General features: G+C 50.8%; 23 protein-coding genes. 15 read left to right on the top strand and 8 right to left on the bottom strand.

What is annotated here, in order from left to right; all coding sequences use genetic code 11:
• Positions 1–2 precede the first annotated feature (2 nt).
• The 4 genes from lpxD to ACI0FJ_RS03210 are packed head-to-tail and all read left to right on the top strand — an operon-like array spanning position 3 to position 3,160.
• The gene (lpxD, locus tag ACI0FJ_RS03195; RefSeq protein WP_424298886.1) at positions 3–1,040 is read left to right on the top strand and encodes a UDP-3-O-(3-hydroxymyristoyl)glucosamine N-acyltransferase; all 1,038 of its coding nucleotides are present in this window, start codon (positions 3–5) and stop codon (positions 1,038–1,040) included.
• Complete coding sequence (fabZ, locus tag ACI0FJ_RS03200) at positions 1,033–1,491, top strand: 3-hydroxyacyl-ACP dehydratase FabZ (protein ID WP_424298889.1); 459 nt, start codon at positions 1,033–1,035, stop codon at positions 1,489–1,491. The genes lpxD and fabZ overlap by 8 nt, the downstream gene beginning before the upstream one ends.
• Positions 1,492–2,295, top strand: a complete 804-nt coding sequence (gene lpxA / locus ACI0FJ_RS03205) for an acyl-ACP--UDP-N-acetylglucosamine O-acyltransferase (RefSeq protein WP_424298892.1) — start codon at positions 1,492–1,494, stop codon at positions 2,293–2,295.
• A 16-nt stretch (positions 2,296–2,311) separates the two neighbouring features.
• Positions 2,312–3,160, top strand: coding sequence for an LpxI family protein (locus ACI0FJ_RS03210; protein WP_424298895.1), 849 nt, complete (start codon positions 2,312–2,314; stop codon positions 3,158–3,160).
• A gap of 336 nt (positions 3,161–3,496) precedes the next feature.
• On the opposite strand, the gene cimA is transcribed toward ACI0FJ_RS03210, so the two are convergent.
• The 7 genes from cimA to ACI0FJ_RS03245 all read right to left on the bottom strand — a co-directional run bounded on the left by cimA (position 3,497) and on the right by ACI0FJ_RS03245 (position 10,096).
• Entirely contained in the window at positions 3,497–5,104 is a 1,608-nt protein-coding gene (cimA, locus tag ACI0FJ_RS03215) for a citramalate synthase (protein WP_424298898.1), read from the bottom strand.
• Positions 5,101–6,342: an aspartate kinase gene (locus ACI0FJ_RS03220; protein WP_424298901.1), complete on the bottom strand. Its 1,242-nt coding sequence runs from the start codon at positions 6,340–6,342 to the stop codon at positions 5,101–5,103. The genes cimA and ACI0FJ_RS03220 overlap by 4 nt, the downstream gene beginning before the upstream one ends.
• Before the next feature lie 79 nt (positions 6,343–6,421).
• The gene (gene tsaE / locus ACI0FJ_RS03225; RefSeq protein ID WP_424298904.1) at positions 6,422–6,916 is read right to left on the bottom strand and encodes a tRNA (adenosine(37)-N6)-threonylcarbamoyltransferase complex ATPase subunit type 1 TsaE; all 495 of its coding nucleotides are present in this window, start codon (positions 6,914–6,916) and stop codon (positions 6,422–6,424) included.
• An 8-nt stretch (positions 6,917–6,924) separates the two neighbouring features.
• Positions 6,925–7,371, bottom strand: coding sequence for a CBS domain-containing protein (locus ACI0FJ_RS03230; protein ID WP_424298907.1), 447 nt, complete (start codon positions 7,369–7,371; stop codon positions 6,925–6,927).
• Positions 7,365–8,948: an NAD(P)H-hydrate dehydratase gene (locus ACI0FJ_RS03235; RefSeq protein ID WP_424298910.1), complete on the bottom strand. Its 1,584-nt coding sequence runs from the start codon at positions 8,946–8,948 to the stop codon at positions 7,365–7,367. The genes ACI0FJ_RS03230 and ACI0FJ_RS03235 overlap by 7 nt, the downstream gene beginning before the upstream one ends.
• 29 nt (positions 8,949–8,977) lie before the next feature.
• The gene (locus ACI0FJ_RS03240) at positions 8,978–9,352 is read right to left on the bottom strand and encodes a holo-[acyl-carrier-protein] synthase (RefSeq protein WP_424298913.1); all 375 of its coding nucleotides are present in this window, start codon (positions 9,350–9,352) and stop codon (positions 8,978–8,980) included.
• A gap of 18 nt (positions 9,353–9,370) precedes the next feature.
• Positions 9,371–10,096: a pyridoxine 5'-phosphate synthase gene (locus ACI0FJ_RS03245; RefSeq protein ID WP_424298916.1), complete on the bottom strand. Its 726-nt coding sequence runs from the start codon at positions 10,094–10,096 to the stop codon at positions 9,371–9,373.
• Positions 10,097–10,288: 192 nt separating this feature from the next.
• On the opposite strand from ACI0FJ_RS03245, the gene ACI0FJ_RS03250 reads away from it, so the two are divergent.
• Positions 10,289–11,632 carry a UDP-glucose dehydrogenase family protein gene (locus tag ACI0FJ_RS03250; RefSeq protein WP_424298919.1) on the top strand — a complete coding sequence of 448 codons (1,344 nt, stop codon included), beginning with the start codon at positions 10,289–10,291 and terminating at the stop codon, positions 11,630–11,632.
• Positions 11,633–11,726: 94 nt separating this feature from the next.
• Here ACI0FJ_RS03250 and ACI0FJ_RS03255 read toward each other — a convergent pair whose 3' ends face one another.
• Positions 11,727–11,948, bottom strand: a complete 222-nt coding sequence (locus ACI0FJ_RS03255; protein ID WP_424298922.1) for a hypothetical protein — start codon at positions 11,946–11,948, stop codon at positions 11,727–11,729.
• Positions 11,949–12,290: 342 nt separating this feature from the next.
• Here ACI0FJ_RS03255 and ACI0FJ_RS03260 point away from each other — a divergent pair, with 342 nt between their 5' ends.
• From ACI0FJ_RS03260 to trkA, 10 genes are all read left to right on the top strand, one after another.
• Positions 12,291–12,767, top strand: a complete 477-nt coding sequence (locus tag ACI0FJ_RS03260; protein ID WP_424298925.1) for a chemotaxis protein CheW — start codon at positions 12,291–12,293, stop codon at positions 12,765–12,767.
• Between the two features lie 238 nt (positions 12,768–13,005).
• A complete protein-coding gene (mfd, locus tag ACI0FJ_RS03265; protein WP_424298928.1) occupies positions 13,006–16,476 on the top strand; it encodes a transcription-repair coupling factor in 3,471 nt (1,156 codons plus the stop codon).
• A gap of 92 nt (positions 16,477–16,568) precedes the next feature.
• Entirely contained in the window at positions 16,569–17,489 is a 921-nt protein-coding gene (locus tag ACI0FJ_RS03270) for a peptidyl-prolyl cis-trans isomerase (protein WP_424298931.1), read from the top strand.
• An 89-nt stretch (positions 17,490–17,578) separates the two neighbouring features.
• Positions 17,579–18,556 carry a SurA N-terminal domain-containing protein gene (locus ACI0FJ_RS03275; protein ID WP_424298934.1) on the top strand — a complete coding sequence of 326 codons (978 nt, stop codon included), beginning with the start codon at positions 17,579–17,581 and terminating at the stop codon, positions 18,554–18,556.
• A 48-nt stretch (positions 18,557–18,604) separates the two neighbouring features.
• A complete protein-coding gene (locus tag ACI0FJ_RS03280; protein WP_424298937.1) occupies positions 18,605–19,567 on the top strand; it encodes a helix-turn-helix domain-containing protein in 963 nt (320 codons plus the stop codon).
• 141 nt (positions 19,568–19,708) lie between these two features.
• Entirely contained in the window at positions 19,709–20,446 is a 738-nt protein-coding gene (gene recO, locus ACI0FJ_RS03285) for a DNA repair protein RecO (RefSeq protein ID WP_424298940.1), read from the top strand.
• A gap of 28 nt (positions 20,447–20,474) precedes the next feature.
• Positions 20,475–21,362, top strand: coding sequence for a glycine--tRNA ligase subunit alpha (gene glyQ, locus ACI0FJ_RS03290; protein ID WP_424298943.1), 888 nt, complete (start codon positions 20,475–20,477; stop codon positions 21,360–21,362).
• Positions 21,363–21,370: 8 nt separating this feature from the next.
• Entirely contained in the window at positions 21,371–23,464 is a 2,094-nt protein-coding gene (glyS, locus tag ACI0FJ_RS03295) for a glycine--tRNA ligase subunit beta (RefSeq protein WP_424298946.1), read from the top strand.
• A gap of 102 nt (positions 23,465–23,566) precedes the next feature.
• Positions 23,567–23,830: a 30S ribosomal protein S20 gene (gene rpsT / locus ACI0FJ_RS03300; RefSeq protein ID WP_424298949.1), complete on the top strand. Its 264-nt coding sequence runs from the start codon at positions 23,567–23,569 to the stop codon at positions 23,828–23,830.
• A 256-nt stretch (positions 23,831–24,086) separates the two neighbouring features.
• Positions 24,087–25,451, top strand: a complete 1,365-nt coding sequence (gene trkA / locus ACI0FJ_RS03305; RefSeq protein ID WP_424298952.1) for a Trk system potassium transporter TrkA — start codon at positions 24,087–24,089, stop codon at positions 25,449–25,451.
• Position 25,452 lies beyond the last annotated feature (1 nt).

Raw genomic sequence — 25,452 nt, forward strand, 5'->3', positions numbered from 1 at the left:
CAATGAAACTCAGCGCTATTGCTGAAGCCCTCGGTTTGGAGTTGCGAGGAGGGGACTGCGAAATTGACGGGGTAAACACCCTGGAAAACGCAGGCCCTACTGAGATTAGTTTTCTCGGCAATGCCAAATACCTGCATGCTTTGGAAACAACCAAGGCCGGTGCCGTAATCGTCAGAGCCGACCATGCGGATCAGGTAGGGACTGCTTTGATAGCGGAGAGTCCTTATCTTGCCATAGCGGGGGTGGCACAGCTTTTCGACAGAGGGCAGGGAAGTTTTTCCGGCCAAAGTGAACTTGCCCATGTGCACCCCGAAGCTACCGTAGACGAAAGTGCGACTATCTACCCTTTTGCCTACATAGGAGCTGGGTCCAAGGTGGAATCCGGAGCAAAGCTGTTTCCCGGCGTTTATATTGGAGAAAATTGCACAGTGGGACAGGGAACGGTTCTGTATCCCAACGTAGTCCTGATGGAAGGTGTCACCTTGGGCAACCAAGTGACTATCCATGCCGGAACAGTGTTGGGTGCAGACGGTTTCGGCTATGTCCCCACGCCTCAAGGAATTTATAAAGTTCCTCAGATAGGCCGGGTTGAAGTCGGCGACAATGTCGAAATAGGGTCCAATACCTCTATGGATAGGGCTTCTTTGGGAAGTACATCCGTAGGGGCAGGAACGAAAATCGATAACCTCTGTCAGATCGCGCACAATGTGCATATCGGAGCCAACAGCCTTATTGTTGCTCAGGTTGGCATTTCCGGCAGCACCAAAATAGGCAATGGCTGCATCTTGGCAGGGCAAGCCGGAATAGTCGGGCATATTACGCTCGGTGACGGGTGTCGTGTAGGTGCGCAATCCGGAGTCGGTAAGGATGTTCCTCCTGGACAAGCTGTCGGCGGATCGCCAGCAACTCCTGAGAATCTCTACCGTCGCCAGACCGTCCTGCATAATAAGCTCCCGCAGATGGCCCGTCGGCTCAAGCAGTTGGAAAAAGAAATGGCTGCGCTTAAAGCGGAGCTTGGCAAAGGAGAGGCCGATGCCTGATCAAAATATCGTCGATGTGCGGGAGATCATGAAGTATATCCCCCATCGCTACCCGTTTTTGCTGGTGGACAGGGTTACGAAGGTGGTTCCCGGGGAAAGCCTTGAGGCAATCAAAAATGTGACCGTAAACGAGCCTCATTTCCAAGGGCATTTCCCTGAACTTCCTGTTATGCCGGGAGTTCTTGTGCTGGAAGCCCTGGCCCAGGCTGGCGGTATTCTCGTTTTTAAAAGCTACGATCTTGATCTCAAGGAGAAGGTTTTTCTTTTTTCCGGAATTGATAAAGTTCGTTTTCGGAAACCGGTGCTTCCCGGGGATCAGATTGTTTTGCGCCTGACTGATTTAAAGAAAAAAATGATGCTGTACCGCATGAAGGGCACTGCCCTTGTTGACGGTGAAGTAGCTGTCGAAGCTCTTTTGACCGCCGCCCTGGTCAACAAGGAGGACATTTAGGTGAGCAATTCCATTCACAGCACCGCACAAATTGATCCAGGGGCAATTATTGGGCAAAATGTAACCATTGGTCCCAATTGTCTTGTTGAGGATAACGTCATTATCGGTGACGGCGTTGTGCTGGACGCTTTTGCACAGGTGAAAAAGTATACCCGCCTGGCCGATAACGTTCATATCCATTCCTATGCCATTGTTGGTGGAGAGCCCCAGCACCTTGCCTATAAAGGTGAGGAAACTTGGGTGGAAGTCGGCGAAAATACGGTTATCCGTGAATTTGCCACCATCCATCGCGGGACGATTCAGGGCAACGGGAAAACCGTGATCGGTGCCAATTGCTTCCTTATGGCGTATGTTCATGTTGCACATGACTGCCTGTTGAGCAACAACGTCATCATGTCCAATGCTTCCAGTCTGGCTGGTCATGTTGAAATTGGTCACCATGTCATGGTTAGCGGTATGAGCGGCGTGCATCAATTCGTCCGCATCGGCGATTACGCTTTTCTTGGTGCCATGGGCGGTTTCGGACAGGATGTTCCTCCGTATACGCTCGCAACTGGCGTCAGAGCATCACTGCACGGTCTGAACCTCATCGGCTTGCGTCGGAATGGCTTCTCGCGTGATGCCATCTCTGCTCTGAAGAAAGCCTACCAGCAGCTTTTTCGGTCTGAAACAGTTCGTGAACAGGCTCTCGTTCAGGTAGAGCAGGAATTCGGTTCTGTACCGGAAGTCATGCATTTTATCGAATTCATAAAAGCCTCCAAGCGGGGCGTTACTCCGCATAAGGATAACGGCGAAGAGGCGTAGCCTCATCGTGTTCAGTATGGATTCGACAACTTCTGATATTATTGGAGTCATAGCCGGGGGCGGACAGTTCCCCCGGCTTGTGGCTCAGTCCGCTCGTAAAATGGGACATGGCGTGGCAATGGTGGGGTTCTACCGCAATACCGATGTGGAAACCATGCAGTGTGCCGATTCTTCCGTGGAACTCAAGCTGGGGCAGCTTTCAAAGCTTATTTCCTATTTTAAAAAGCATAACGTACGGCGTATTGTGATGGCCGGGACTATTAACAAGGCCAAGGCACTTGACCTTCGTCCTGACTTTCGGGCAGCCAAACTTTTGTTTTCCCTCAAGGGGAAGGGCGATGACGCCTTATTGCGGGCTATTTCCAGCGAGCTGGAACGTGAAGGGTTTGTCGTCTCAAAAGCCCATGAGGTTGTTCCCGAGTTGCTTACTCCGGCAGGTATTTTGACCCGCAAGCAGCCGAGTCCTGAAAACCTTCAGGATATTGCGTATGGTTGGGATGTGGCCAAGATTATCGGACAGATGGACATTGGCCAGACTATTGTCCTGAAAAAACAGGTTGTAGCCGCTGTTGAAGCCCTGGAAGGGACAGACGCGGCCATCAAGCGTGGTGCAGAACTTGCCGGTGACGGGTGTACCGTCGTTAAAATTTTCAAGCCCGGGCAGGAAGAACGAATTGATCTGCCATCTTTCGGGTTACAGACCATGGAAGTACTGCAAAAGGCCGGTGTTGAATGTCTGGCTGTGGAAGCTGGGCGTAGCCTGTTTTTCAACCGAGAAGAAAGCCTGGACCTTGCCGACAGCTGCGGTATTTGCGTTGTTGCGGTTACGCCAGAATTTTTATCCAGCATAAAAGTTGCCAAGTAATTTTCCTAATTCTTCCCTCTTCTCATCTTTAGTATTTTTCGATTATCGTCGCTCCCTTCGGAATTGAACCGACTTACGAAACATCCGTAGTCCTGCAACTCCATTCTCTTTTATCCTCTCAACAGCTAGTGAACCCGTAGTCTGGTGCCACCCAAGACACGGGAGATTTTGTTCAATCATCTCTATGGCTGTCTGTGAAGATGAATAATGGGAAGATTACCGGAGAGCTCAGGAATATTGCGAGAAAATAAGTTGCTCCGTTATAGCGGGGTGTCTTGATGCCTCTTCGTAGGCTCAACAATGAAGAAAGGCGGCCGAAGCCGCCTTGTTTCTTTTCTATAGATTTGTGACCATCGGCCACTTTTGGGGGTCATCCTTAAACAACTTGTAGTTGATTGAATCAACCAGAGCCTGCCAGCTGGCGTCAATGATGTTGTGCGAAAGTCCCACCGTGGTCCACTTGTCTTTTTTGTCTCCCGACTCGATGAGTACACGCACATTCGATGCCGTACCGCCGGTATCTCTTACATACCCCGAAAGTACACGGACCTTGAAGTCTATCAGCTTCATTTCCTTGAGAGAAGGGTAGGAAGGTTCCAACGCTTTCCGCAAGGCATTATCCAGCGCGTTGACAGGACCATCGCCGTCAGATGCTGAATGAATGCGTTCGCCGCGCACTTTAAGCATGACCGTGGCCTCGGAGTAGGGCTCTATTTCGCCTTCACGAGAGTTCATCACCCGGAAGCGAAGCAGTTGAAAATAATTTTTGGACCAGCCCATGGTGCGGAAAAACAGCAAGAGAAAGGAAGCTTCTGCAGCGGAATATTCGTACCCCAGGCTTTCCCTCTCCTTGATCTCTGCAAGAAGGCCCTGCACACAGGGATCGTTCTTGTCCATGTTTTCATAGTACTTCTGGGCCATGAACATGATGTTGCTGCGCCCGGCAAGATCGGACAAGAGAACCCGTCGGACATTGCCGACGGCAACAGGATCGATGTGCTCGTATGTACGGGAGTCCTTGAGTACTGCGGAAACATGCACTCCACCTTTATGAGCAAAAGCGGAACGGCCTACAAACGGCTGCCTGAGCATCGGGCGCATGTTGGCCAACTCGGTAATGTAATGGGATGTCTGAGTGAGTAAACTCAGCTCTTCTTTCGACATACATTCTTCGTCCAGCTTGAGCATCAGGTTGGGAATCACTGAACATAAGTTGGCATTGCCACAGCGTTCACCAAAGCCGTTTATGGTGCCCTGAACATGTGTTGCCCCTTGCCGGACAGCCTCCAGGGAGTTGGCTACAGCACATTCTGAGTCGTTGTGTGCATGGATGCCCAACCGGGCATTGGGAAGCTCACGTTTTATGTGCTGCAGTATGTCGGAAAGTTCATGCGGCAGCGTGCCGCCGTTGGTATCGCAAAGAACCAACACGTCGGCACCGGCTCCATGCGCCGCCTTGAGAACCTCTATGGCATACGGAGCATTGGCTTTGTAGCCATCGAAAAAATGCTCGGCGTCGAAGAAGACTTTTTCAAAATGGGGCTTCAGGTAGGCAAGAGAATCCCGTACCAACTCCAGGTTGCGTTCCAGAGAAATATGCAGAGCCTCAGTGACATGCAGGTCCCAGGTCTTCCCAAAAATTGTGGTTACTGGGCATTTGGCCGCAATCAGTCCATTCAGATTCGAGTCTTTATCTGCGGTTGTTTTGGCGTTGTGCGTACTTCCAAAGGCCGCTATCTTTGAATGTTTAAGGGAATAGTTGGAAATCTCCCGGAAGAATTCTTCATCAGTAGGGTTGGAGGAGGGCCAACCGCCTTCGATGTAATCCAATCCCTGCTCATCCAGCTTACGGGCAACCCGGATTTTATCGTCCAGGGCAAGGTTTATTTCCTCGGCCTGCGTGCCATCGCGCAATGTGGTATCGTATATTTCAATTTTGTTCATAATTCGCAAACCCGCTCCGCAGGAGCTTTGTCCAGTTCAAACGCTTCGTGAAGCGTACGCACGGCCAGTTCGGCATATTTGTCCTCGATCAACATGGTAATTTTGATCTCAGAAGTGGAAATCATGAGGAGGTTGATGCCTTCATCCCGTAGCGCCTCGAACGATTTTGACGCGACGCCGGAATGGTTGCGCATACCCACACCGATGACGGAAACCTTGCACACGCCTGTATCATACTGAAGTTCTTTGGCTCCGATATCATTCTTTACGGCATTGAGCGCATCCAGAGTCTTCTGCAGATCGGCACGCTGGACAGTGAACGTCATGTCAGTATGCCCATCGCGGCTTGTATTCTGAATGATCATGTCCACAAGGACGCCCTGTTGGGCAAGAGGAGTAAAAATGGAAGACGCCACCCCTGGTTGGTCAAGGACGTCGAAAACAGTAACGCGGGCCTGGTCTTTGTCGTAGGCGATTCCGGAAACGAGAACGTATTCCATGCTTTTATCCTCCTGGCTGACGATGGTTCCACACTCGTCGGAAAAAGTTGAGCGTACATGCACGGGCACATTATACTTTTTGGCGAATTCAACGGAACGAATCTGTAGGACTTTTGCACCCATGCTGGCCATCTCCAGCATTTCGTCATAGCTGACTCTATTCAATTTTCTGGCTGCGGAACAAACATTGGGGTCGGTCGTGTAGACTCCATCCACATCCGTAAATATTTCGCATGTGGTGGCCTTTATGGCTGCAGCTAAAGCCACGGCCGAGGTGTCAGACCCGCCGCGTCCCAAAGTGGTGACCCGACTGTTGCAGTCGCAGCCCTGAAAGCCAGCTACAACGAGAACGTCATATTCATTGAAAAGATCAAAAATTGCTTGGCTGTCTATGCTGAGAATTCGTGCCCGACCAAAATCCTGGTTGGTGCGAATGCAGATTTGGTGGCCTTGCAGGGAACGGGCTTTAATGCCTGCGTCTTTGCATAGCATTGCAAAAAGGGCGGTGGAGGCTTGCTCTCCGGTGGTCAGAAGAACATCCATCTCTGCCGGATCCGGATTGGAGGACCATTCATTTCCCAAACCAACCAGGCGGTTGGTCTCGCCGGACATGGCCGAAAGTACTACAAGAAGTTTGTTCCCTGGCTGCAGGTTACGCTGCACAATTTCGAGAACTCGCCCCATCCGTTTACGGTTGGCGACCGAAGTGCCGCCGAATTTCTGGACAATAATATTCACAAGTCTTCACTCCACACAAATTCGTCTTCTTTAAAGGGAAGAAAATCTCGCAACGGAGATTCACTACACAAGCGAAAGCTTACTTCAAAAAACGGTCCAGGTCTTTCATGGCACAATCAAGAACTTTGGAAGCCGTTTCCCCACGGGAATGGACGCAAACCGTTCTTTTCGGCTGCAAGGCGGACCATGTTAAAGATATGAAGTCGGCAGGTGTTGCAGATTCCGTTAGATGCTCCGCCCACTCAATAATTACAATGACATGTTCCGAAAAAAGCAAATCCAGCAGGTCGTCATCCAGCCCCATGCCCTCCAGCCGATAAAGGTCCACATGGGCTATCTCGGGACTCGTGGGGTACAGGTTATATATATTGAAGCTGGGAGATGCAACTTCTGCTTGCTCCCCCCCCGGCAGAGCCGCAGCAAAGCCCCGAACCAAAGTGGTTTTCCCGGCACCTAAATCTCCGAACAAAAGAAGGGCTACTTCGGGAAAGTCAGTAAGGGACTTCGCAAGAACGTGGCCCAAAAAAATAGTGTCTTCCCGAGCGGAAAGCTCCAGGATGTATTCTGTCGGCACGGTGAAACCTAGCGAAGCGTGCTTAAAACGTCGGCTTTTCCAATAATCCCCACCAATTTACCGTCCTCTGCAACGGGCAAGGTATGGAGCCGATGGTCGACCATAATCGCGGCAATATCATCGAGGGGAGTGTCTGGATGCACAACCTTGGGTTTGGGGGGCATGGCTTCGCCTGCCGTCAGAGCGGCAATTTTGCGCATCTCCTGTTCTATCTTGCTGATGCTTCCCAAAGGAACGAACCCATCCAAGATTGCGAACACACTGGGAATACTAATTTTTTTTTGCTGAGCAATAAGGTCGGACTGGCAGACTATTCCAACCAGCTTTCCCGAGTCGTCCACTACAGGGGCACCGTTGATATCCTTGTCCAGCAGGATTCTCGCAGCTTCGCTGATTTCCGTGGACGGCAGAAAGGTCGTGACTTCCTTGGTCATGATGTCTTTGGCTGTCAGCATGGTGTACTCTCCTCAATAGTGTCGGACCTACAGGTCGGTGTGGTGCCGACTACGGGCAGGGCATCGGCGATTTCCCAGGCAAGATTGCCTCTGAAGGGAAACATACGCTCAAGGCGTTCCCCCGCGCAACCATGAAGATATGTGCCAACCATGGCAGCCTGGTGGCTCTGCATGCCTGTGGCGCATAATGCTCCGATAACTCCGGAAAGAACATCTCCAGAGCCTCCGACGGCAAGACAAGGCTGGGAAAATGGAAAAATCGTCATCGGCTCGGCCGGAGTGCCAACAAGACTTCCGGCCCCTTTGAGCAGACAGGTGCATTTATACCGTAATACAAGAGAGGAAAGGGCGTTCATTCTCTCCTGCTGCACTTTTGAGGCGTTTTGTAGCCCTAAAAGTCGAGCCGCTTCCAGTGGGTGAGGGGTAAGCACATCGTGGCGGGCAGGAGGGGGACTGTCCGGGAATGCCAAAAAATAAAGAGCATCGGCATCAATAATGGTTGGAGGACGCTTTATTTTAAGAAAAGCTTTAAGAAAAGCTCCACTCTCTTTCGACCTCCCCAGGCCGGGGCCTAAAACAATGGCGTCATATTTTTCCAGCCGTTCTCCAATATATGGGGCATGTGCAGCCTGCCATTCTTCGCCGGGCAAAGGAACAAGCATTACTTCCGGAGAATTGTGTTTAATTTCTTTCCCAAGAGCCTCGGGGCTCGCGACGCTGACGAGGCCGGCCCCTGTCCGCAACGCCCCAAGCGCAGCCAGAAAGGGAGCTCCTGTCAATCCAGGCGAGCCTCCAATAACCAGCACATGTCCGAAAGTCCCTTTGTGGGCGTTCTGTGTGGCGTGAGGGCGCATTTCGAGAAGAGCGTCCGTTGCCAACCTGTGAGTTAGCGGCAATGATTTGCGAACCAGCTCGGGAATACCGATAGGACAGATATGCAAGTCCCCCACATAGGTATCTGAGCCCGGCTGTACAAGTCCGGTTTTGGCTGCTTCGAACGTGGCGGTTGCATCGGCCAGAAAAGCTTCGGGAGAGGGGGCGCCAGTCTGCCCGTTGAGTCCGGATGGAATGTCTATGGCAAAAGCCAGAGCATTGACGGCGATCTCATTCATTGTGCGAACTATTTCCAAGGCTTTCGGGCGGAGCCCCCCGGAAAGTCCGGTACCCAAAAAACCGTCCACCACAATGTCGGGAGTCCCCAATTTGTCTGCTGTAAGTTTGGCCACACTATGAGCATCGGCAGCAAATGCCAAAGGCGTTCCAATGCCGACAGCCATCCTCAGATGTTGCCCTGCTTCTTTTTTGTAATTTTTTTTTGGTGTTGTGTGGACAACGAGAACTTTGGCCCCCGCGTCATGGAGATGCCGACCAACCGCAAACGCGTCTCCCCCATTGTTGCCGGGACCAGCAACAAGTAGGCAACGGGCTCCGTCCAAATCGCCATAAAGGGATTGAAGAACGTCAAATGCAGCCCGGCTGGCATTTTCCATGAGCACCAAACCAGGAATGCCGTATTCATCCATGGTGGTACGGTCCCACATATTCATCTGACGAGGGGTGAGTAGAGGAAGGAACACGGTACCTCCTGTTTTTGTCGCATGCGACGTCAGGATTCGATAATAACCACGGCAGCGGCCATGTCTTTGGCATGGGTCAACGTCAGTAGGATGCGTTGTCCACCCATGGCCTGCATGTGCTCAAGAGCTGGGCCGTGGAAAATCATCCCCGGTTTTCCCGCGCTATTTCGGGTTACCTGCAGGTCGTGAAACCCAATGCCTTCGGCAAAACCGGTTCCCAGCGCCTTGACGGCAGCTTCCTTTGCGGCAAAACGGGCTGCCACATATTCAGCCAGACGTTTACGGGGCAGGCCATTTTGTTCACTGGGGCCCAAGACGCGGTCGATGAAACGCTGTCCAAAACGTTCTATACTGCGCTCTACCCGGTTGATCTCAGTGAGGTCCACTCCCAGGCCGACAATCATGGCATAATCTCCGGTTGCCTAATCTGCAAAACTGTCGACAATCGCGACCATGCGCTCTACGGCTTCGGGAAGACCTGTGAGTACCGCACGTGAAATAATGCTGTGTCCGATGGAATATTCCTGGATACCCGGGACATCCCTGAATGCAAAAATATTGTGGTAGTCCAGACCGTGACCAAGGTTGACCTTGAGTCCCAAATCCTGGGCTTTGGCGATTCCGGTCAGGATGGACTCCAATTCTTTGTGACGGTCGGCTTCGGTTGCAGCGTCCGAGTAGTGTCCGGTATGGATTTCAATGAATTCCGCGCCTATTTCTACCGCAGCTTCTATTTGAGCCGGATCGGCATCGATGAAAAGACTCGCCTTGATGCCTTTGTCTGCCAGCGGGGCGAGGTAGGCTTGCAGTTCGGAAACACGTGAAGCGACATCAAGTCCGCCTTCCGTGGTCAATTCCTGACGTTTTTCTGGAACCAAGCAAACCATCTGCGGTTCATAGCGCAATGCAATTTCCTGCATTTCCTTGGTGGCAGCCATTTCCAGATGAAAACGGGTCTGAATACTTTGGCTGAACAGAGCGACATCACGATCCTGGATGTGTCTCCTGTCTTCTCGCAGGTGCATGATGATGGCGGAAGCACCGGCCAGTTCGCAGATGTGCGCGGCGGTAACAGGATCCGGCTCTTTGCCCAGACGTGCCTGGCGAATTGTGGCTACATGATCGACGTTAACTGCTAAAACGGGCATGATTGGCTCCTTGCGGGCTTACTCTTAATTTTTCTTTTACCGGAGCATAACGCCCCGTCCAATGAGTATGCGCAACAGCAAAGGTTTGCAACATTCCTGTCATCAGGCTGAGTATTGACGCTGTCGGAACATATGAGTACCCAATTGCCAGCTTGAAAAAAGAAATCACTTTACGTGGAGATTGTATATAACATGAACGTTTGTATTGTTGGAACCGGTTACGTCGGGTTGGTCAGTGCGGCCTGTTTCGCGGAAATGGGAAACGATGTCGTTTGCGTGGATGTAAACCCCGAAGTTGTTGAAACTCTCAATCGTGGAGAGGTTCACATCTACGAACCGGGACTGGACATTTTAGTAAAACGTAATTCTGCCGAAGGCAGGCTTCGGTTTACCACCAGCCTTGCCGAAGGGCTGGAAAATGCCCTGTGCGTATTTATTACTGTAGGAACTCCGTCCATGCCAGATGGGTCTTGCGATCTTCGATATGTACAGCAGGTTGCCGCAGAAATCGGCTCCAACATGACCAGCTATAAGATTGTGGTCGATAAATCTACGGTTCCCGTTGGGACGGCAGACATGGTCCGGGATATCATAAACCGGGAGTTGAATAAGCGGGGAGTGGATATCGAATGCGATGTCGTTTCCAACCCGGAATTTTTGAAGGAAGGCGATGCTGTCAACGACTTCATGAAACCGGATAGGGTTATTGTGGGAACCGACAGCGAAAAGGCTGCAAGGTACTTGCAAACCCTTTATTCTCCGTATGCCAGAAGCCGCTCCAAGCTCATTATGATGAGTGTGAAGAGTGCGGAAATGACGAAATATGCAGCCAACTGCATGCTTGCAACTAAAATATCTTTTATCAACGAAGTAGCGAACTTATGTGAACTCGTTGGAGCCGATGTCCATGATGTCCGTATGGGCATCGGTGCAGACCACCGTATCGGCTACCATTTTATTTACCCAGGAGTCGGCTATGGAGGTTCCTGTTTCCCCAAAGACGTCAGAGCTCTTATCAGGACCTGCAAGGAAAACGGCTATTCGCCACGGCTTATCGAAGCTGTTGATGAGGTCAACAACCGCCAAAAGATGGTACTTTCGAACAAGGTAAAAAATTATTTTGCAGCGCAGGGTGGTGTGCGAGGAAAAACTCTGGCCATGTGGGGCCTTGCCTTCAAAGCTAATACTGATGATACCCGTGAAGCTCCCTCTATTCGTATTATTCAGGATTTGTCCGCAGAGGGGATGAAGGTACGGATATTCGACCCCGAGGCCACCGTATCGGAGGTCGAAGATCTGAAAAGTAATCCTTTGGTTGAAATGGTGGACTCGCAGTATGATCTTCTTGATGGAGCCGACGCATTGGCGGTGGTCACCGAGTGGAATCAGTTCCGCAATCCGGATTTCGGGCGTATCAAAAAGCTGCTGAAAAATCCGGTGATCTTCGATGGTCGCAATCTGTATGCGCCGGAAATGATGTCCGAGGAAGGCTTCACTTACTTCTCGATTGGACGCTTAGTGGCCCGTCCTTATTAAGCTTTTTTTCTCTAGCTTCTGTATGATGGAATATCCCAATAAAATAAGCCCCCGCTGCCTGAAGGCAACGGGGGCTTATTGATACATAATGAAATTAAAACGGGCTGATGGAACGCTGACAAAACCTCAACTGAAGTTCCGTCAAAATCAGGCGTTCATAGTCCAGGCTTGAAGCTTGCTGTTCTCCGGTATTTTCGGTTAATAAGCGTTCAAGCTGCTGGGTCTCCTCCCAAAAGTCCAGAAGCTCCTGGTCTCCGAGAGTTTTGATCTGATCCTCAACCGTGAGAGAATCGTATGTGTTGAGCATCTGCCCCATGTGTATGACAACTCCTTGAGTGGATAGGCAAAAGAAATTCGAATCCCGAAGTTAATGATAGGGTTGTAGGAAATGAAGAGGGATTTGGCAACATATTTTCCGAGGATACTTTCCTTATAATCAGAGTGGGTACAGCGTCTTATCTGGCAATTTTTTTATAGTTTCTGAGGCAAATATTTAGTAAATTTATAATATACTTTCTTTCATTTCTACATATTAAATTCATTTGACGAGCAAAAAGCTTGAAAAAGACGACAGCAGTCTCTAAGATGACTAAAGACACCATGTGTCCGCTCCCGGACTTTTCCACGCGGACCCAAGCTGTTACTCAGGAGAGCGTCCATGGAAGAAACCCAGAAGAGACAAGATGTTGAATTGATGCAGCTTGTCACATTCAGCATTGGTGATGAAGAGTTCGGAGTTGATATCCTGAAGGTTCAGGAAATCATCCGTACTATGGAAATCACCAAGGTGCCTAAAGCTCCCTTGTTTGTTGAGGGAGTCATCAACTTGCGGGGAAAAGTCATCCCCATTATCGACCTGCGCAGGCGCTTTGGACTTGAGACTCGGGATCATGATAAAAATACGAGGATTATCGTTATTGAAATCAATAACATGATTGTCGGATTTGTTGTGGATTCGGTTTCAGAAGTTCTGCGAATTCCAGCGAGCACGGTGGAACCACCACCACCTGTCGTCGCCGGACTGGAGTCCGAGTACATCAGCGGAGTGGGCAAGCTTGAAGATAGGCTTCTCATTCTTCTTGATCTCGACCGCCTCCTTTCAAGCGAAGAAAAGGATATGCTCGCCAGCGTCTAAGCAGGTGAAAAGACATTTTCTCATTCCCAAGGGGATTTCCCCTTGGGAATTGAGGATGACGTCACAACCTGTTCCCGTGATCCGGTATCCACAATAGAATGTCGATCGACCTGCGGCCCTTGGTTGATAGACCACAGTATAAAGTTCAAAGTTTTTTTCGCCTGCGATAGTTTCCAATGCCGTCTGCTTCTTCTGGGGTGGATGGCTTTTGTTTTGTGTTTACCAACAAGGATTTTCCGTGCGATTTCCCAAAGAATTGAGCCGATTCCAGCAAGGTCGGGAAGATCTTGTAAAAATTTATAAAAGCGGCCCAGGAACTCAGGCCTATTTGGCCAGTCAACTGGTAAACCAAGGCGAAGATGTCGTCATTGTTGTTCCCGGAGAACGAGAACTCGCAGAAATGCGTGTCCTTTTGGGCGTATTTTCAAGCGGGCAGCAACAATCTCCCTGGGTTGTGTTTCCTTCTTTCAAGCCAGGCTCTCATACTGCTTTGGAATGGGGGAGCCGCTGGACCGCTCTCCATGGTCTTTACCAAGGCACTCCCGGGGGGAGCAGCGGCAGGGGCATCCTCCTGTCTGTCGAGTCCTTGCTCCCCAAATGGCCAGCACCCGATGTGGCAGCACTGGCTCGTATTGAATTATCCCAAGGCGAGGAAATCAGTTCAGAACTTGTTCTTGAACAGCTTGTGGAATGGGGATACCGCCGCGTCCCCATGGTGACCGGCCCCGGAGAAATGGCCATGCGGGGCGATATCCTGGACGTTTACAGTCCGGCCTATGACAAGCCCCTGCGTCTTGAGTTTTTTGGTAACGACCTGGAAGCATTGCGTCTTTTTAACCCAACCAGTCAAAGATCCGTTGACGTGTTGGAACAGGCATTTCTATTTCCTGTTGCGCCTGCTCTTATGGGAGAGCCGTTTATCAGCCAGGCCAACAACAAATGGAATACCCTCAAAACCACCGGGCAAATCAATTCCAATACACGTGAGCATTTACGCAGTGCAATGCAGCAGGGAGAAGGGCAGTTCTGGCCTGGCCTTTACTATGCCGAGCCTGCCAGATTGCATGACTATTTTTCCTCAAAGGCGATTTTTTTGCTTTCCGGTGCGGATGATTTACGGGCAAAACTCAAGGAAGCGGCTTGGGCTTGGGAAGAACATCTGGAGAAAAACAAAAAGGATGGAGGCCCGATCATCCCCTTGGATGTGGTGCTCTGGCCGGAGGAAGATGCCCGGAAAACCTGGATAGATCGCCGCCAGCTTGTTTTTGAAGGGCTGGTGATGGGGGAACGCAAAGAAGGCATTGAACTGGAAGAACATCCTATCCGCGAATTTCAGGATTTATTCTGGAAACCGGACCAGCTGCGTCGTCCCTGGCAGACGATGGTGGGTGCTTTCAAACAGTGGACGCAAGAAGGGCAGACCTGCGTGGTGGGATTCCATTCTGGGCGGGCACGTCAGAAATTTATAGAGCTTGCCGTGCAGGATGAGCTTCCCCTGGATACCCGATTTGGGGAGGATCTCAAGGGAATAGCGGCAGTTGTCGCCCCGTTGCGAAACGGAATGGAGCTTTCCTGGGCAGGATTGCGGATTTTTCCCGAGGGCGTGCTACAGCCCAAAAGCGAACGCACTGCGCAGCGCAAGGACACGGCCTTTGAAGGCCTTAAGCGTTATGATGACCTGGAAGACAACGACCTGCTCGTCCACCGGGACTACGGCGTATGCATGTTTTCCGGACTCAAGCGAATCAGCGTAGGTGAGGTTGCCAACGATTACCTGCTTCTTCGTTTTGCCGGAGACGACAATCTTTATCTTCCGGTTGACCGGATGGGGCTGGTTCAAAAATACAAGGGACCTGAAGGTCAGCACCCGGCTCTCGACAACCTGCGAGGGACGCGTTGGAAAAATGCCACCCAGCGGGCTAAGAAAGCTATTGAGAAAATAGCGCATGAACTGGTGGAAATGTATGCCTATCGGCAAGTTGCCAAAGGGTATGCGTACCAGGCCCCCGGAGAGCTGTTCTGGGAATTCGAGGCGTCCTTTGGCTTTGAGGAAACTCCGGACCAGGCAAAGGCCATCCGTGAAGTTCTGGAAGATATGGAGCGTTCCGAGCCGATGGACCGTTTGGTCTGTGGTGATGTCGGTTTTGGCAAAACTGAGGTTGCCATGCGCGCGGCTTTTCGTGCGGTTTTGGATGGAAAGCAGGTGGTCATTCTCTGTCCCACAACTGTTCTTGCCGAACAGCATTATCAGAATTTCAAAAGCCGTATGCGCGATTATCCAGTCAATGTGGGCATGCTCTCCCGTTTTGTGGCAAAAGCGGAACAACGTAATACGTTGGAAGCAGCCAGAAAAGGACGGATCGACATCCTTGTGGGCACACACCGGCTTCTTTCCAAGGATGTCTTTTTACCCAACCTGGGACTCCTCGTTCTTGACGAAGAACAGCGCTTCGGCGTCAAACACAAAGAGAAGCTCAAAGAACTCAAGCGCAGTGTGGATGCACTTACCCTTACTGCCACTCCTATCCCCCGAACGTTGCAGCTTTCTTTGTCGGGGATTCGTTCATTGAGTGTCATTGAAACGCCTCCGCACGAACGCAAACCCGTTGAGACCGCATTGTTGGAACGGGACGATACGCCTTTGAAGAATATTTTGGAGCGTGAGCTGGAGCGTGGAGGCCAGGTTTTCTGGGTCCATAATCGTGTGCGCACGTTGGAAGGAGTGGCCGCCTATGTTTCGAAGCTGGCTCCCGATGCCAGAATAGGTATGGCTCACGGACAGATGACGGCAACCCGTCTTGAAGAAACAATGCATTCCTTCTGGCACGGTGATCTGGATATTCTGGTCTGTACTTCCATTGTTGAATCCGGTCTGGATTTTCCCAATGCAAACACACTCATTGTAGATCAGGCCCAGATGTTCGGACTTGGTCAGCTTTACCAGCTGCGTGGCAGAGTAGGGCGCAGCGAGCGACAGGCCTACGCCTATTTTGTTGTGCCCAAACTCGACGCCATTCCCGAGGATGCCAAAAAACGTCTGCGGGTTATTCTGGACATGGATTTTCTTGGAGCCGGTTTTCAGATTGCTCTGGAGGATTTGCGTCTGCGTGGGGCAGGGAATATCTTGGGAGAGGCGCAATCTGGACAGATTGCCAAAGTCGGGCTTGATTTGTTTATGGAAATGCTCGCCGAAGAGGTTGCCCGACTCAAAGGGGAAGACCTGTCCACCATACGCGATCCGGAAATCAATTTTGTTTTTCCCGCTCATATTCCCGAGGACTACATTGCAGAACCAAACGAGCGCCTGAAGTACTACCGCTCTCTTTCTGCAGCCAAAACAGCCGATGGGGTCCAGGAAATTGCGGAAGAATTACGCGACCGATTCGGGCCGCTTCAACCCGCCTTGAATAATTTTGTTTCCATGCTTGAGCTCAAAAGAGTCCTTGCTGCCTTGGCTGCTCGTCAGGCGGATTTGTTTCCGGGACGGGCGGTTTGTAAATGGGACTCGTCTGGCAGGGGGCTCAATCCGGACATCGTCTTGCCATGGTTGCAAAAGCGCGACACATGGGCCAAACTCCTGCCCGACAATGGACTGGAACTCCGTCTGCCTCACAACACATCGACGGATAAGAGCGACATAGCTGAATCCATGGCCTTTTTTGCCCGGGAACTGGCTCAACTTCTTGATCAAGGGCATGCACAGTCATGACAAAAGCCTGCATGAAACGAAAACTGCTGCAAAACACGTGTATTGGACTGTTCGTTCTGCTTGTTTTGGGATGTACGCCGGACAAAGATGAATTGGGCGTTGTGGCTCGAGTGAATGGTGCCCCCATTTATTTGCGTCAAGTAGAGTTCAAAAATGACGTTTCATCCGTAATTGGCCGAGACGAATACAACCCGACCATCGAAGAGTTACGTAAGGATTATGGCAAAGCCTTGGGGGAACTCATCGGCGAAACCCTGGTAGCCCAAGATCTCAAATCCAGAGGGTTGAGCGTTACGCCCGAAGAAGTCCAGGCAGAAGAGGACAAGGTACGCTCCGATTATCCTGAAGGCGGATTCGAAGAGGCATTGACCGAGGAATATGTCGATTTGAAAGCCTGGCGGGAACAGCTTAAAGCCAGGTTGGCAATGCAAAAGTTCATAAATCTGGTGCTGCGCCCCTCCGTGACGTTGGATCATCTGGAGGCACAACAGTATTATAAAGATCATTTGGCGGATTTTTTCCTTCCGGCACAGGTAACCTTTCTGTATATCAGCGGTCCCAACAGGGATCTCGTTGAGAAGGCGACTGCTTTTTACCACCAGGGTGTCGCAGCTGTTGATATTTCCGAAAAACTCAAACATGTGGACGTACGACGGCTGCGGCTGCGCGACGACAGGCTGTCCGGCTCATGGCGGACCATCATCAATTCGCTGCAGCCTGGACAGGAAAGCGACATCATGGCCGCTGAATCTGGGTTTCAACGTTTGATTTTACAGCAGCGTTCACCAGGCATGCTCATGGACCTGTCAAAAGCATATCCGGTTATCGAAAAAATTATGATAGAAAAAAAGATATCCCAAGCATACGACACTTGGTTTGCAAACGCCTTAAAGAATGCGGATATCAAGGTTAACGGGTTACTGCTGAAACAAAAAAAGGAAGAAAAAAAATCCGCTTCCCCTCGCAATAAAGAGCTGGAAACAACGACGGCGCCCCCCAAAAACAAAAGCTGAGTCTATACCGCAAAATGTGGATACTCGTTGCATTAGTATGCAAAAGGTACTAGGTTCGCTGAAAAAAAGAAGTTGAGGATCCATTGCAGATGATTGGAAATATACTCAGGGATTTTGGAAAAAAGAACAGAACCGTTTCTTTGGTGGTTCTTTTCACACTGAGCAGCATCATCGCACCGTTGTCCACGGTGCCGGCCCAAACGGTTGATCGTATCGTTGCTGTTATAAACGGGAACAAGATAATCACTCAATACGACCTGAACCAAAAAATGCAGCCCTTGCTGGCTCGTTATGAGGGACAGGAACTGACCGTTGCCCAAAAAAAACAGCTTCTGGACACCAAAAAGCAACTTCTTGACAGCATGGTCAATGATTACCTGCTCACCTCCGAGGCAAAAGCCCTTGGGCTGAGCGTTACCCAATCAGAACTTGAGAATCAGATTAACCAAATCAAAAACTCCAATGGTATCACGGAAGAGATCCTGGAAGAGCAGTTGCGTCTGCAAAAGATGACCAGGGCTCAATATGAAGAAAACCTGAAGGACAGTATTCTCAGACACAGACTGCTGAGCCTGATGGTTGGACGCAAGGTCGTGGTTACAGACCAGGAAATTCAGGATTATTATAAGGCTCATACAAAGGACTACGCCCAGGATAAGCAGGTCCACCTGGAGCTTCTGCTCTTGCCGCTTTCCGTGGACGCCATGGCGGTCCGCAAGGAATTAATTGATGGAAAGCTGACGTTTGAGCAGGCCATCAAAAAATATGCCACGAAACAGACTGCCGCCATGTGCGGTGACATGGGAAAATTGGACTGGAACGAACTCTCTCCGGACTGGAAGGCTCCTTTGGAGGACCTTAAGGCCGGAGATGTCAGTGTTCCTTTTCCCCTGTCGGGGCAGAATGCATTGCTTAAGTTGATCAGTGCTACTTCCAGTGAGGTCAAACCACTCTCGGAGGTACACGATGCAATATACGAGAGCATTAGCAAGCCCAAGTTTGAAAAGCTTTACGACGATTATCTGGCAAAGTTGCGCAACAAGGCCATTATCGACATCAAGCTGTAATTGTTTCTCAGGCTATCAACCTTAAACTACATAGGCTGGAGAGAACATATGGATTTACGGGAGCTGGGGGTTCAGCTGAAAGAGCGTAGGGAGGCTCTAGGGCTGTCGTTGGATGAGGTCATCCAAAGTACGAAGATAAGTCGCCGGAACATATCCGCCATAGAAGAAGGCAATCGTGACGACCTTCCCCATCCCGTGTACTCCAAGGGATTTATAAAGAACTATGCCCGCCTTTTGTCCATGGATATGGACGAGGTGGAACGTATTCTGACCCTGGAGTTCGCTGAGAGGGAGGAATCTCAGGCTGCCGCTGAAGAAGCGCTGGATGATCTGAAACGCGACATCCGCCTGCATGCTGACGCAGCCCGGAATAAAAAGAAAAAAAGTTTGGGCCTGGCGGTATTTGTTGGACTGCTTCTGGTTGCAGCCATAGGTATCGGAGTCTGGTTGCTGCCTTCTTTACTGCCGGTTGAGACCCCTGTGCCAGCCCCCAACGCCGCGATTGTAACACCTGGAAACTCTGACGCCGATATTGCAGCTCCGTCTTTGAATTCTGTTGAAACGGGGAACGGGGCGAGTGTGGATACTCCGTCCGATCACAATATGCTTCAAGATGAAGTACCCGCTGTCCCGGAAGAGACCAAAGACGGCGTAGTTGAAGAGCAGACGGCAGATTCCAATGTTATGGAAGAAGCTCCAGAAGAGATCTCCGAACAGGCACGTTCTGTTACGGAGTCTCAACACAACGTCGTAACAGAACATGGACTGACCAGTCCGGCCGCTAATCATGTCACGATTCATGCCAGAGAAAAATGCTGGCTGCAGGCGATAGCGGACGACGCCCATACACGTGAAGTGTTTTTGCAGCCTGGCGATCAGGTTGTGTTGAATTTTGATAAGAGTATGGTGGTCAAGCTGGGCAATGGTGGCGGAGTTGATGTAACCTATGACGGCAAGCCCATAGAAACAGGTGTACCTTCCGGTTCTGTCAAGACCCTTACCTTTCCCTGATTACACGCGTTAGCAAAACGGCAACTCCAAAAGTACGCCGGGAAAACGAGGCAGGGCAGAACAAAACTCCTGTCCGTTTCCCGGCATTTGCATATCTTTCACGACTGCGTGGACCGGTTGTTCAAACCGTAGCGATTCATCATGGAATTCACTGAAGACGTCTGCATTTTCAAGGTCGGTCTGTTCAAAGAAAACGATCTGTGGGTACGCTATCTGTCCCCCACCAAGGGAGTATTGACTTCGTTCGCTTTTGGCGGAGCAGTCAGCCGCAAACGTTTCAGTGGGTGCTTGGATGCCTTGAACATAGTGCGGGTCCATGTAAAATCTTCCAAAGAAGGCAGATATCTGCAGCTTAACGAAGGTACCTTGCTCCATCGGCATGGAGACATCGCACGGGATTTGAAACGGTTGGGCATGGCCGTTAACTGCATTCAATTCACCGAATATGTCCAGGCCGGACCGGACAATGCGTCGGCTGCATATAGTCTGTTGGTGGAGTCGTTGGCCGTGCTGGAGGCGGAAGAAATCCCTCCGGAAGGCTTCCCCTTGTTCTACAGGGCCAAAATGGCGTTTGAACAGGGGTATATGCCGGAACTCAATACTTGCCATGTTTGCGGTCAGGAGATACATCAAAAAACCCCCTCGCACTTTAAAATTGATCAGGGGATTGTTTCGTGTTGCCAGTGCGGCATGAAGGGCGGACTCACCTTGTCCGTTTGTGGACAGGCAGTCGACGCTTTGAGATTTTTGGCCATCAGCAGACCCGGCGACTGGAAGGGGCTGACACTTGCTCCGGCAGCGAAAAGCGACGTGTTCCGGCTTATTGATGGATTTTTGGAATACCATCTGGGGAGAGGCCGCACTGCCGGCTGTTTTTAATTTTTCCAGACAAACACGGGGTTAAGGCATGACCTTTCAAAACGTGATTCTCACCTTGCAACGGTTCTGGTCCGACTACGGATGCCTGATCGGTATGCCGGTCGATATTGAGGTTGGCGCGGGTACCTTCAACCCGCATACCTTTTTGCGGGTAATCGGTCCCGAGCCATGGAATGTGGCATACGTAGAGCCATCTCGCAGGCCTACCGATGGCCGTTACGGCGAAAATCCCAACCGGTTGCAGCATTATTTTCAATTTCAGGTCATTCTCAAGCCTTCCCCGGAAGATGTTCAGGATCTGTACTTGAAGAGTTTGACCGCTATTGGGTTAAATCCTGCCCAGCACGACATCCGCTTTGTGGAAGATGACTGGGAATCTCCCACGCTTGGCGCTTGGGGGCTGGGATGGGAAGTTTGGCTGGATGGCATGGAGATCACTCAGTTCACCTATTTTCAGCAGGTTGGCGGAATTGATCTCAAGCCCGTAAGCGTTGAAATTACTTATGGTTTGGAACGCATCGGCATGTATCTGCAGGGGAAAGAGTCGGTCTACGACCTGGCCTGGAACGACAAAGTCACCTATGGTCAGATTTATCATCAAAACGAAGTTGAACAGTCTCGCTACAACTTTGAAGAAAGCAACGCTTCCATGTTGCTGGGCATGTTCGATTCGTTCGAGGCTGAATGTTTGCGTCTGTGCGAAGAAGGCCTTCCCTGGCCTGCATATGATTACTGCCTGAAGTGTTCGCATACGTTCAACCTGTTGGATGCTCGCGGTGCCATATCCATTACGGAACGCACAGGCTATATTGGTCGTGTTCGCAATCTGGCAAGCCGCGTGGCCCGTCTTTATTCGGAACAGCGGGCCGAATTCGGTCATCCCATGCTTAATTCCGACAGCAACGCCAAAGGATAAGTAACGTCATGCCTCAATTTGTACTTGAAATCGGCACGGAAGAAATGCCCGCTCGTTTTGTGCCCAGCCTGGCTGAGGAACTCGAAGGGCTGTTTCGTACGGAACTGGAGCTGGCCAAGCTGGACTTTGGCAAGGTCTGGAGTTTTGCCACACCTCGCCGTATTGCTGTAAACGTCATGGACTTGGCAAGTAAACAACGGGTGGAGGAGGAGTTGGTCACCGGTCCTCCCAAACGTATTGCCATTGGTGAAGACGGTACTCCGACCAAAGCCGGACTTGGGTTTGCCAAAAGCCAGGGCGTGGAATTTTCCGACATCTTCATTACGGATACGGGAAAGGGTGAGTATCTTGCTCTGCACAAACAGACGGGCGGAAAAGATGCACTCTCTGTTTTGCCAGAAATTTGCGTAGCCATCATTTCCAGACTTTCCTTCCCCAAGAAAATGCATTGGGCGGATGGAGACTTCACTTTTGGACGGCCGCTCCGGTGGATTCTGGCTTTGCTGGATGACCGGGTTGTGCCGTTTACGGTGGGCGATGTCACGTCCGGGCGTGAGACTTGGGGCCATAGAATTCTTGGAGCCGGTCCGTTTGAGGCTGCCGATCCCGAGGCGTATTTTGCAGCCCTCCGTGAACAAAGCGGCGTACTCATCGCCGTTGATGACCGTAAAGCTGCCATTCATTCTGAAGGTGACCGGCTGGCTGACGCTGTTGGCGGCAAAATCGTCTGGAAAGACAGCTTGATGGACGAAGTCGCCAACCTTGTTGAGCATCCCAAGGCAATTCTTGGGCACATTGATCCTATCTATTTGGAACTTCCGCGCGAGACGCTGCTGACCAGCATGGAGTCTCATCAGAAGAGTTTCGGTGTGGAAGATCAGAATGGTGCCCTGTTGCCGTACTTTCTCACCGTCCTGAACATTACTCCACCGGACGAAGATCTGGTGCGTAAAGGGTGGGAAAGGGTTTTGAAAGCCCGTCTGGAAGATGCCAGATTCTTCTGGCGGGCTGACCTGAAAATGGACTTCGAGAGCTGGCGTTCCAAACTGGATAAGGTCACTTTCCTGGCTCCTCTGGGGAGCATGGGGGCCAAGGCGGACAGGCTGGAGAAGCTCTGTGGAACACTTGCCGAAAAACTTCTTCCCGACGCAACGGAAAGCATGGTCCAGGCTGGCCGTTACGCCAAGTGCGATCTTGTCTCCGAGATGGTGAACGAATTTGATTCTCTGCAGGGAAAAATGGGCGGAATATACGCGCGCAAATGTGGCATGGACGAAACCGTTGCCCAAGCTCTGTACGAGCAATACTTGCCCGCAGGTCCTGATTCTCCCGTACCTTCTTCCATGTCGGGAGCACTTCTGTCCATGGCAGACAAAGCCGATACATTGGCAGGTTGCTTTGGGCTCAATATGATTCCTACCGGCGGTGCCGACCCCTACGCTTTGCGTCGCAATGCCTTGGGAATTATCCGTATTGTTCTGGAGCATGGTTTGCGCTTGAACCTGAGCACATTGCTCGAAAAGGCTCAGGCTGCTTATGCAGAAGATATAAAGTGGAAAATATCTGCCAAGGAAGTCCATGAAAAGCTTATGGATTTCTTTGCCCAGCGCCTCAAGGCCTTTTATACGGGAAAAGGATATTCCACGTTAGTTGTTGAAGCGTGTCTTGGTGCTGGATTCGACGACCTCCATGCCTTGAATGGGCGCATTGAAGCTGTGGAAGAATTCAGCAAGGAAGAAGGATTTGAGGCCGCAGTATTGACCTTTAAACGAGCCGCCAACATCATCCGCAAGCAGGGTGAGGAAGCCGGAGTTGTTCTGAACGGAAAATTCGACCCTCTGCGTTTTGAAGAAGCTGCAGAGAGGTCTCTTGCTGCCGTTCTGGAAGAATCTGCTCCGCGCTTCAAGCGTTATGCTGCTGCGGAACAGTACTCTGATATGCTTGGTGAGCTGACCATTCTTCGTCCACATGTCGATTCTTTTTTCGACAACGTTATGGTTATGTGCGAAGATATGAAACTTAGGAATAACCGACTGAATTTATTGCAATCCCTTGTTGGGATGCTTGGTCGTTTGGCAGATTTCAACGCCTTGCAAGTTTAAAAAATATCAACTTGCGGCTTGACAGTCTGGGCGATGAGGGGTATGGACCTCGCTTCGACCCGTTAGGAAAAAGAAACGAGAAGACATACAGGAGTCATAGTTTTGGCCAATCACAAGTCTGAAATTAAAAGGCACAAGCAGAGCCTTAAGCGTCGCGCACGCAACCGCGCAATGAAGACCAGAATCAAAAACGTCGTAAAGACTGTACGCGAAGCTGTCTCTGCCGGAGACAAGGACGCTGCTTCCACCGCTTTGCAGCAAGCCACGTCCGTACTGGACAAGGCTGCTGGTAAAAAGGTCATTCATTGGCGTAATGCGGGCCGTAAGGTTTCCCGCCTGAACGCTGCTGTAAATAGCCTTTCCTAGCGGTTTCCATTCGGCATTTCAAGCCCGCTGCGCTGTAGCGTATGCGGGCTTTTTTTCGTGGTCGATGTCCTCCCCGTCCATAAATGCTTTCCTTATCCGGAAGAGTCTGGACGAAGCATCAAAAATCAGCGACTATTCCCGGCGATTTAAAAATTGCCGAAAGCATGGGGTGCCGCAAGGCATCCTGTCGGGCCTGGACGGACTTTTTCCCAAAAGCCCGAGTTGACTTACAACCCGAGTGGGAGTTGAAGCAAGCGTGCGTATTATCATTGTGGGAGCCGGAGAGGTCGGCTTTCATATCGCGGAAAAGTTGGTCACGGAAAACAAGGATGTTGTCGTTATCGACATGAATCCTGCAGCGTTACGGCGCGTAAACGAACACTTGGATGTCCAGACCATTGAAGGATCGGGGTCAAGTCCAAAAGTTTTAGAGGATGCGGGCATTGTCAATGCCGACATCATGCTCGCCGTAACCGATTCGGATGAAACCAATCTGATAGCCTGTTTTTTCGCAAATGCTTTGGATTCAAATGTTACCAAAGTAGCCCGAATTCGTAACGAGGAGTATACGACCTATCAGGATGCCCTGGCTCGTAATATTCTTAACATCAGCATGGTCATCAATCCCGAGATAGAAACCGTCAAATCTATTCTGCATCAGATAAAATATCCAGGGGCGCTGGAAATCAATGCATTTGCCGATGGCCGCATTCTCATGGCCGGGGTCAAATTGGTAGATGGCAGCCCCTTGGACGGCGTTTCCCTGATGAGCCTGCCTAAACTCCTCGGCGGGCTGCGCCTTATTATTGGTGGTATTGTACGCAATGATACTCTGATCATCCCTACTGGAGGCGATGAACTGCGGCGGGAGGATATTGTTTATTTTGTTTGTGAGAAGGATGAGTTGAGGCAGGCCCTGGGGCTTTTCGGTGCCGCAAGCAAACCTTTTCGAAATATCCTCATCATAGGTGGTGGTAATATCGGTTTTCGTCTGGCGCAACATCTCGACCAAGGGCAATACCACGTGAAGCTGGTCGAGAATAATGATGACAGAAGCCAACTCCTTTCTGCAGATCTCAATAGAGCTGTGGTGCTGCAAGGCGATGGGACAGACCAGGAGTTGCTTCAGGAAGAAAATGTTGGACAAATGGACTTGGTCATTGCCCTGACAGGGGATGACGAAACAAATGTGCTGTCCTGCCTCCTGGCCAAACGGCTCGGTGCTGGTGAAACCATTGCGCGGGTAAACAAATTTCCTTACATTCCGGTTATTCAAGCAATTGGAATCGAACATACAGTCAGTACACGGCTGTCAGCCATCAACTCCATTCTTCACTCCATACGACGCGGCAAAGTTATTTCCACCGTGGCAATCAAAGGCACGGGGGCCGAGGTCATGGAGGCCATCGCACAGGAAAACTCCGATATAGTGGGAATGCCCATCAAGGATATGGATTTTCCCAAAGGGGCGCTGATACTCTGCATCATCCGTGGGGAGGAAGTCATCATCCCCACCGGCGATTTTATTATCGAGCCTTTGGACCGTATCCTCATCCTTTCCACCAGCGCAGCCATTCCCCGAGTGGAAAAGGCCCTGATGGTCAAGCTGGAGTTCTTCTAGT

The sequence above is a fragment of the Desulfovibrio sp. 7SRBS1 genome (assembly GCF_049723905.1).
GTDB lineage: Bacteria > Desulfobacterota > Desulfovibrionia > Desulfovibrionales > Desulfovibrionaceae.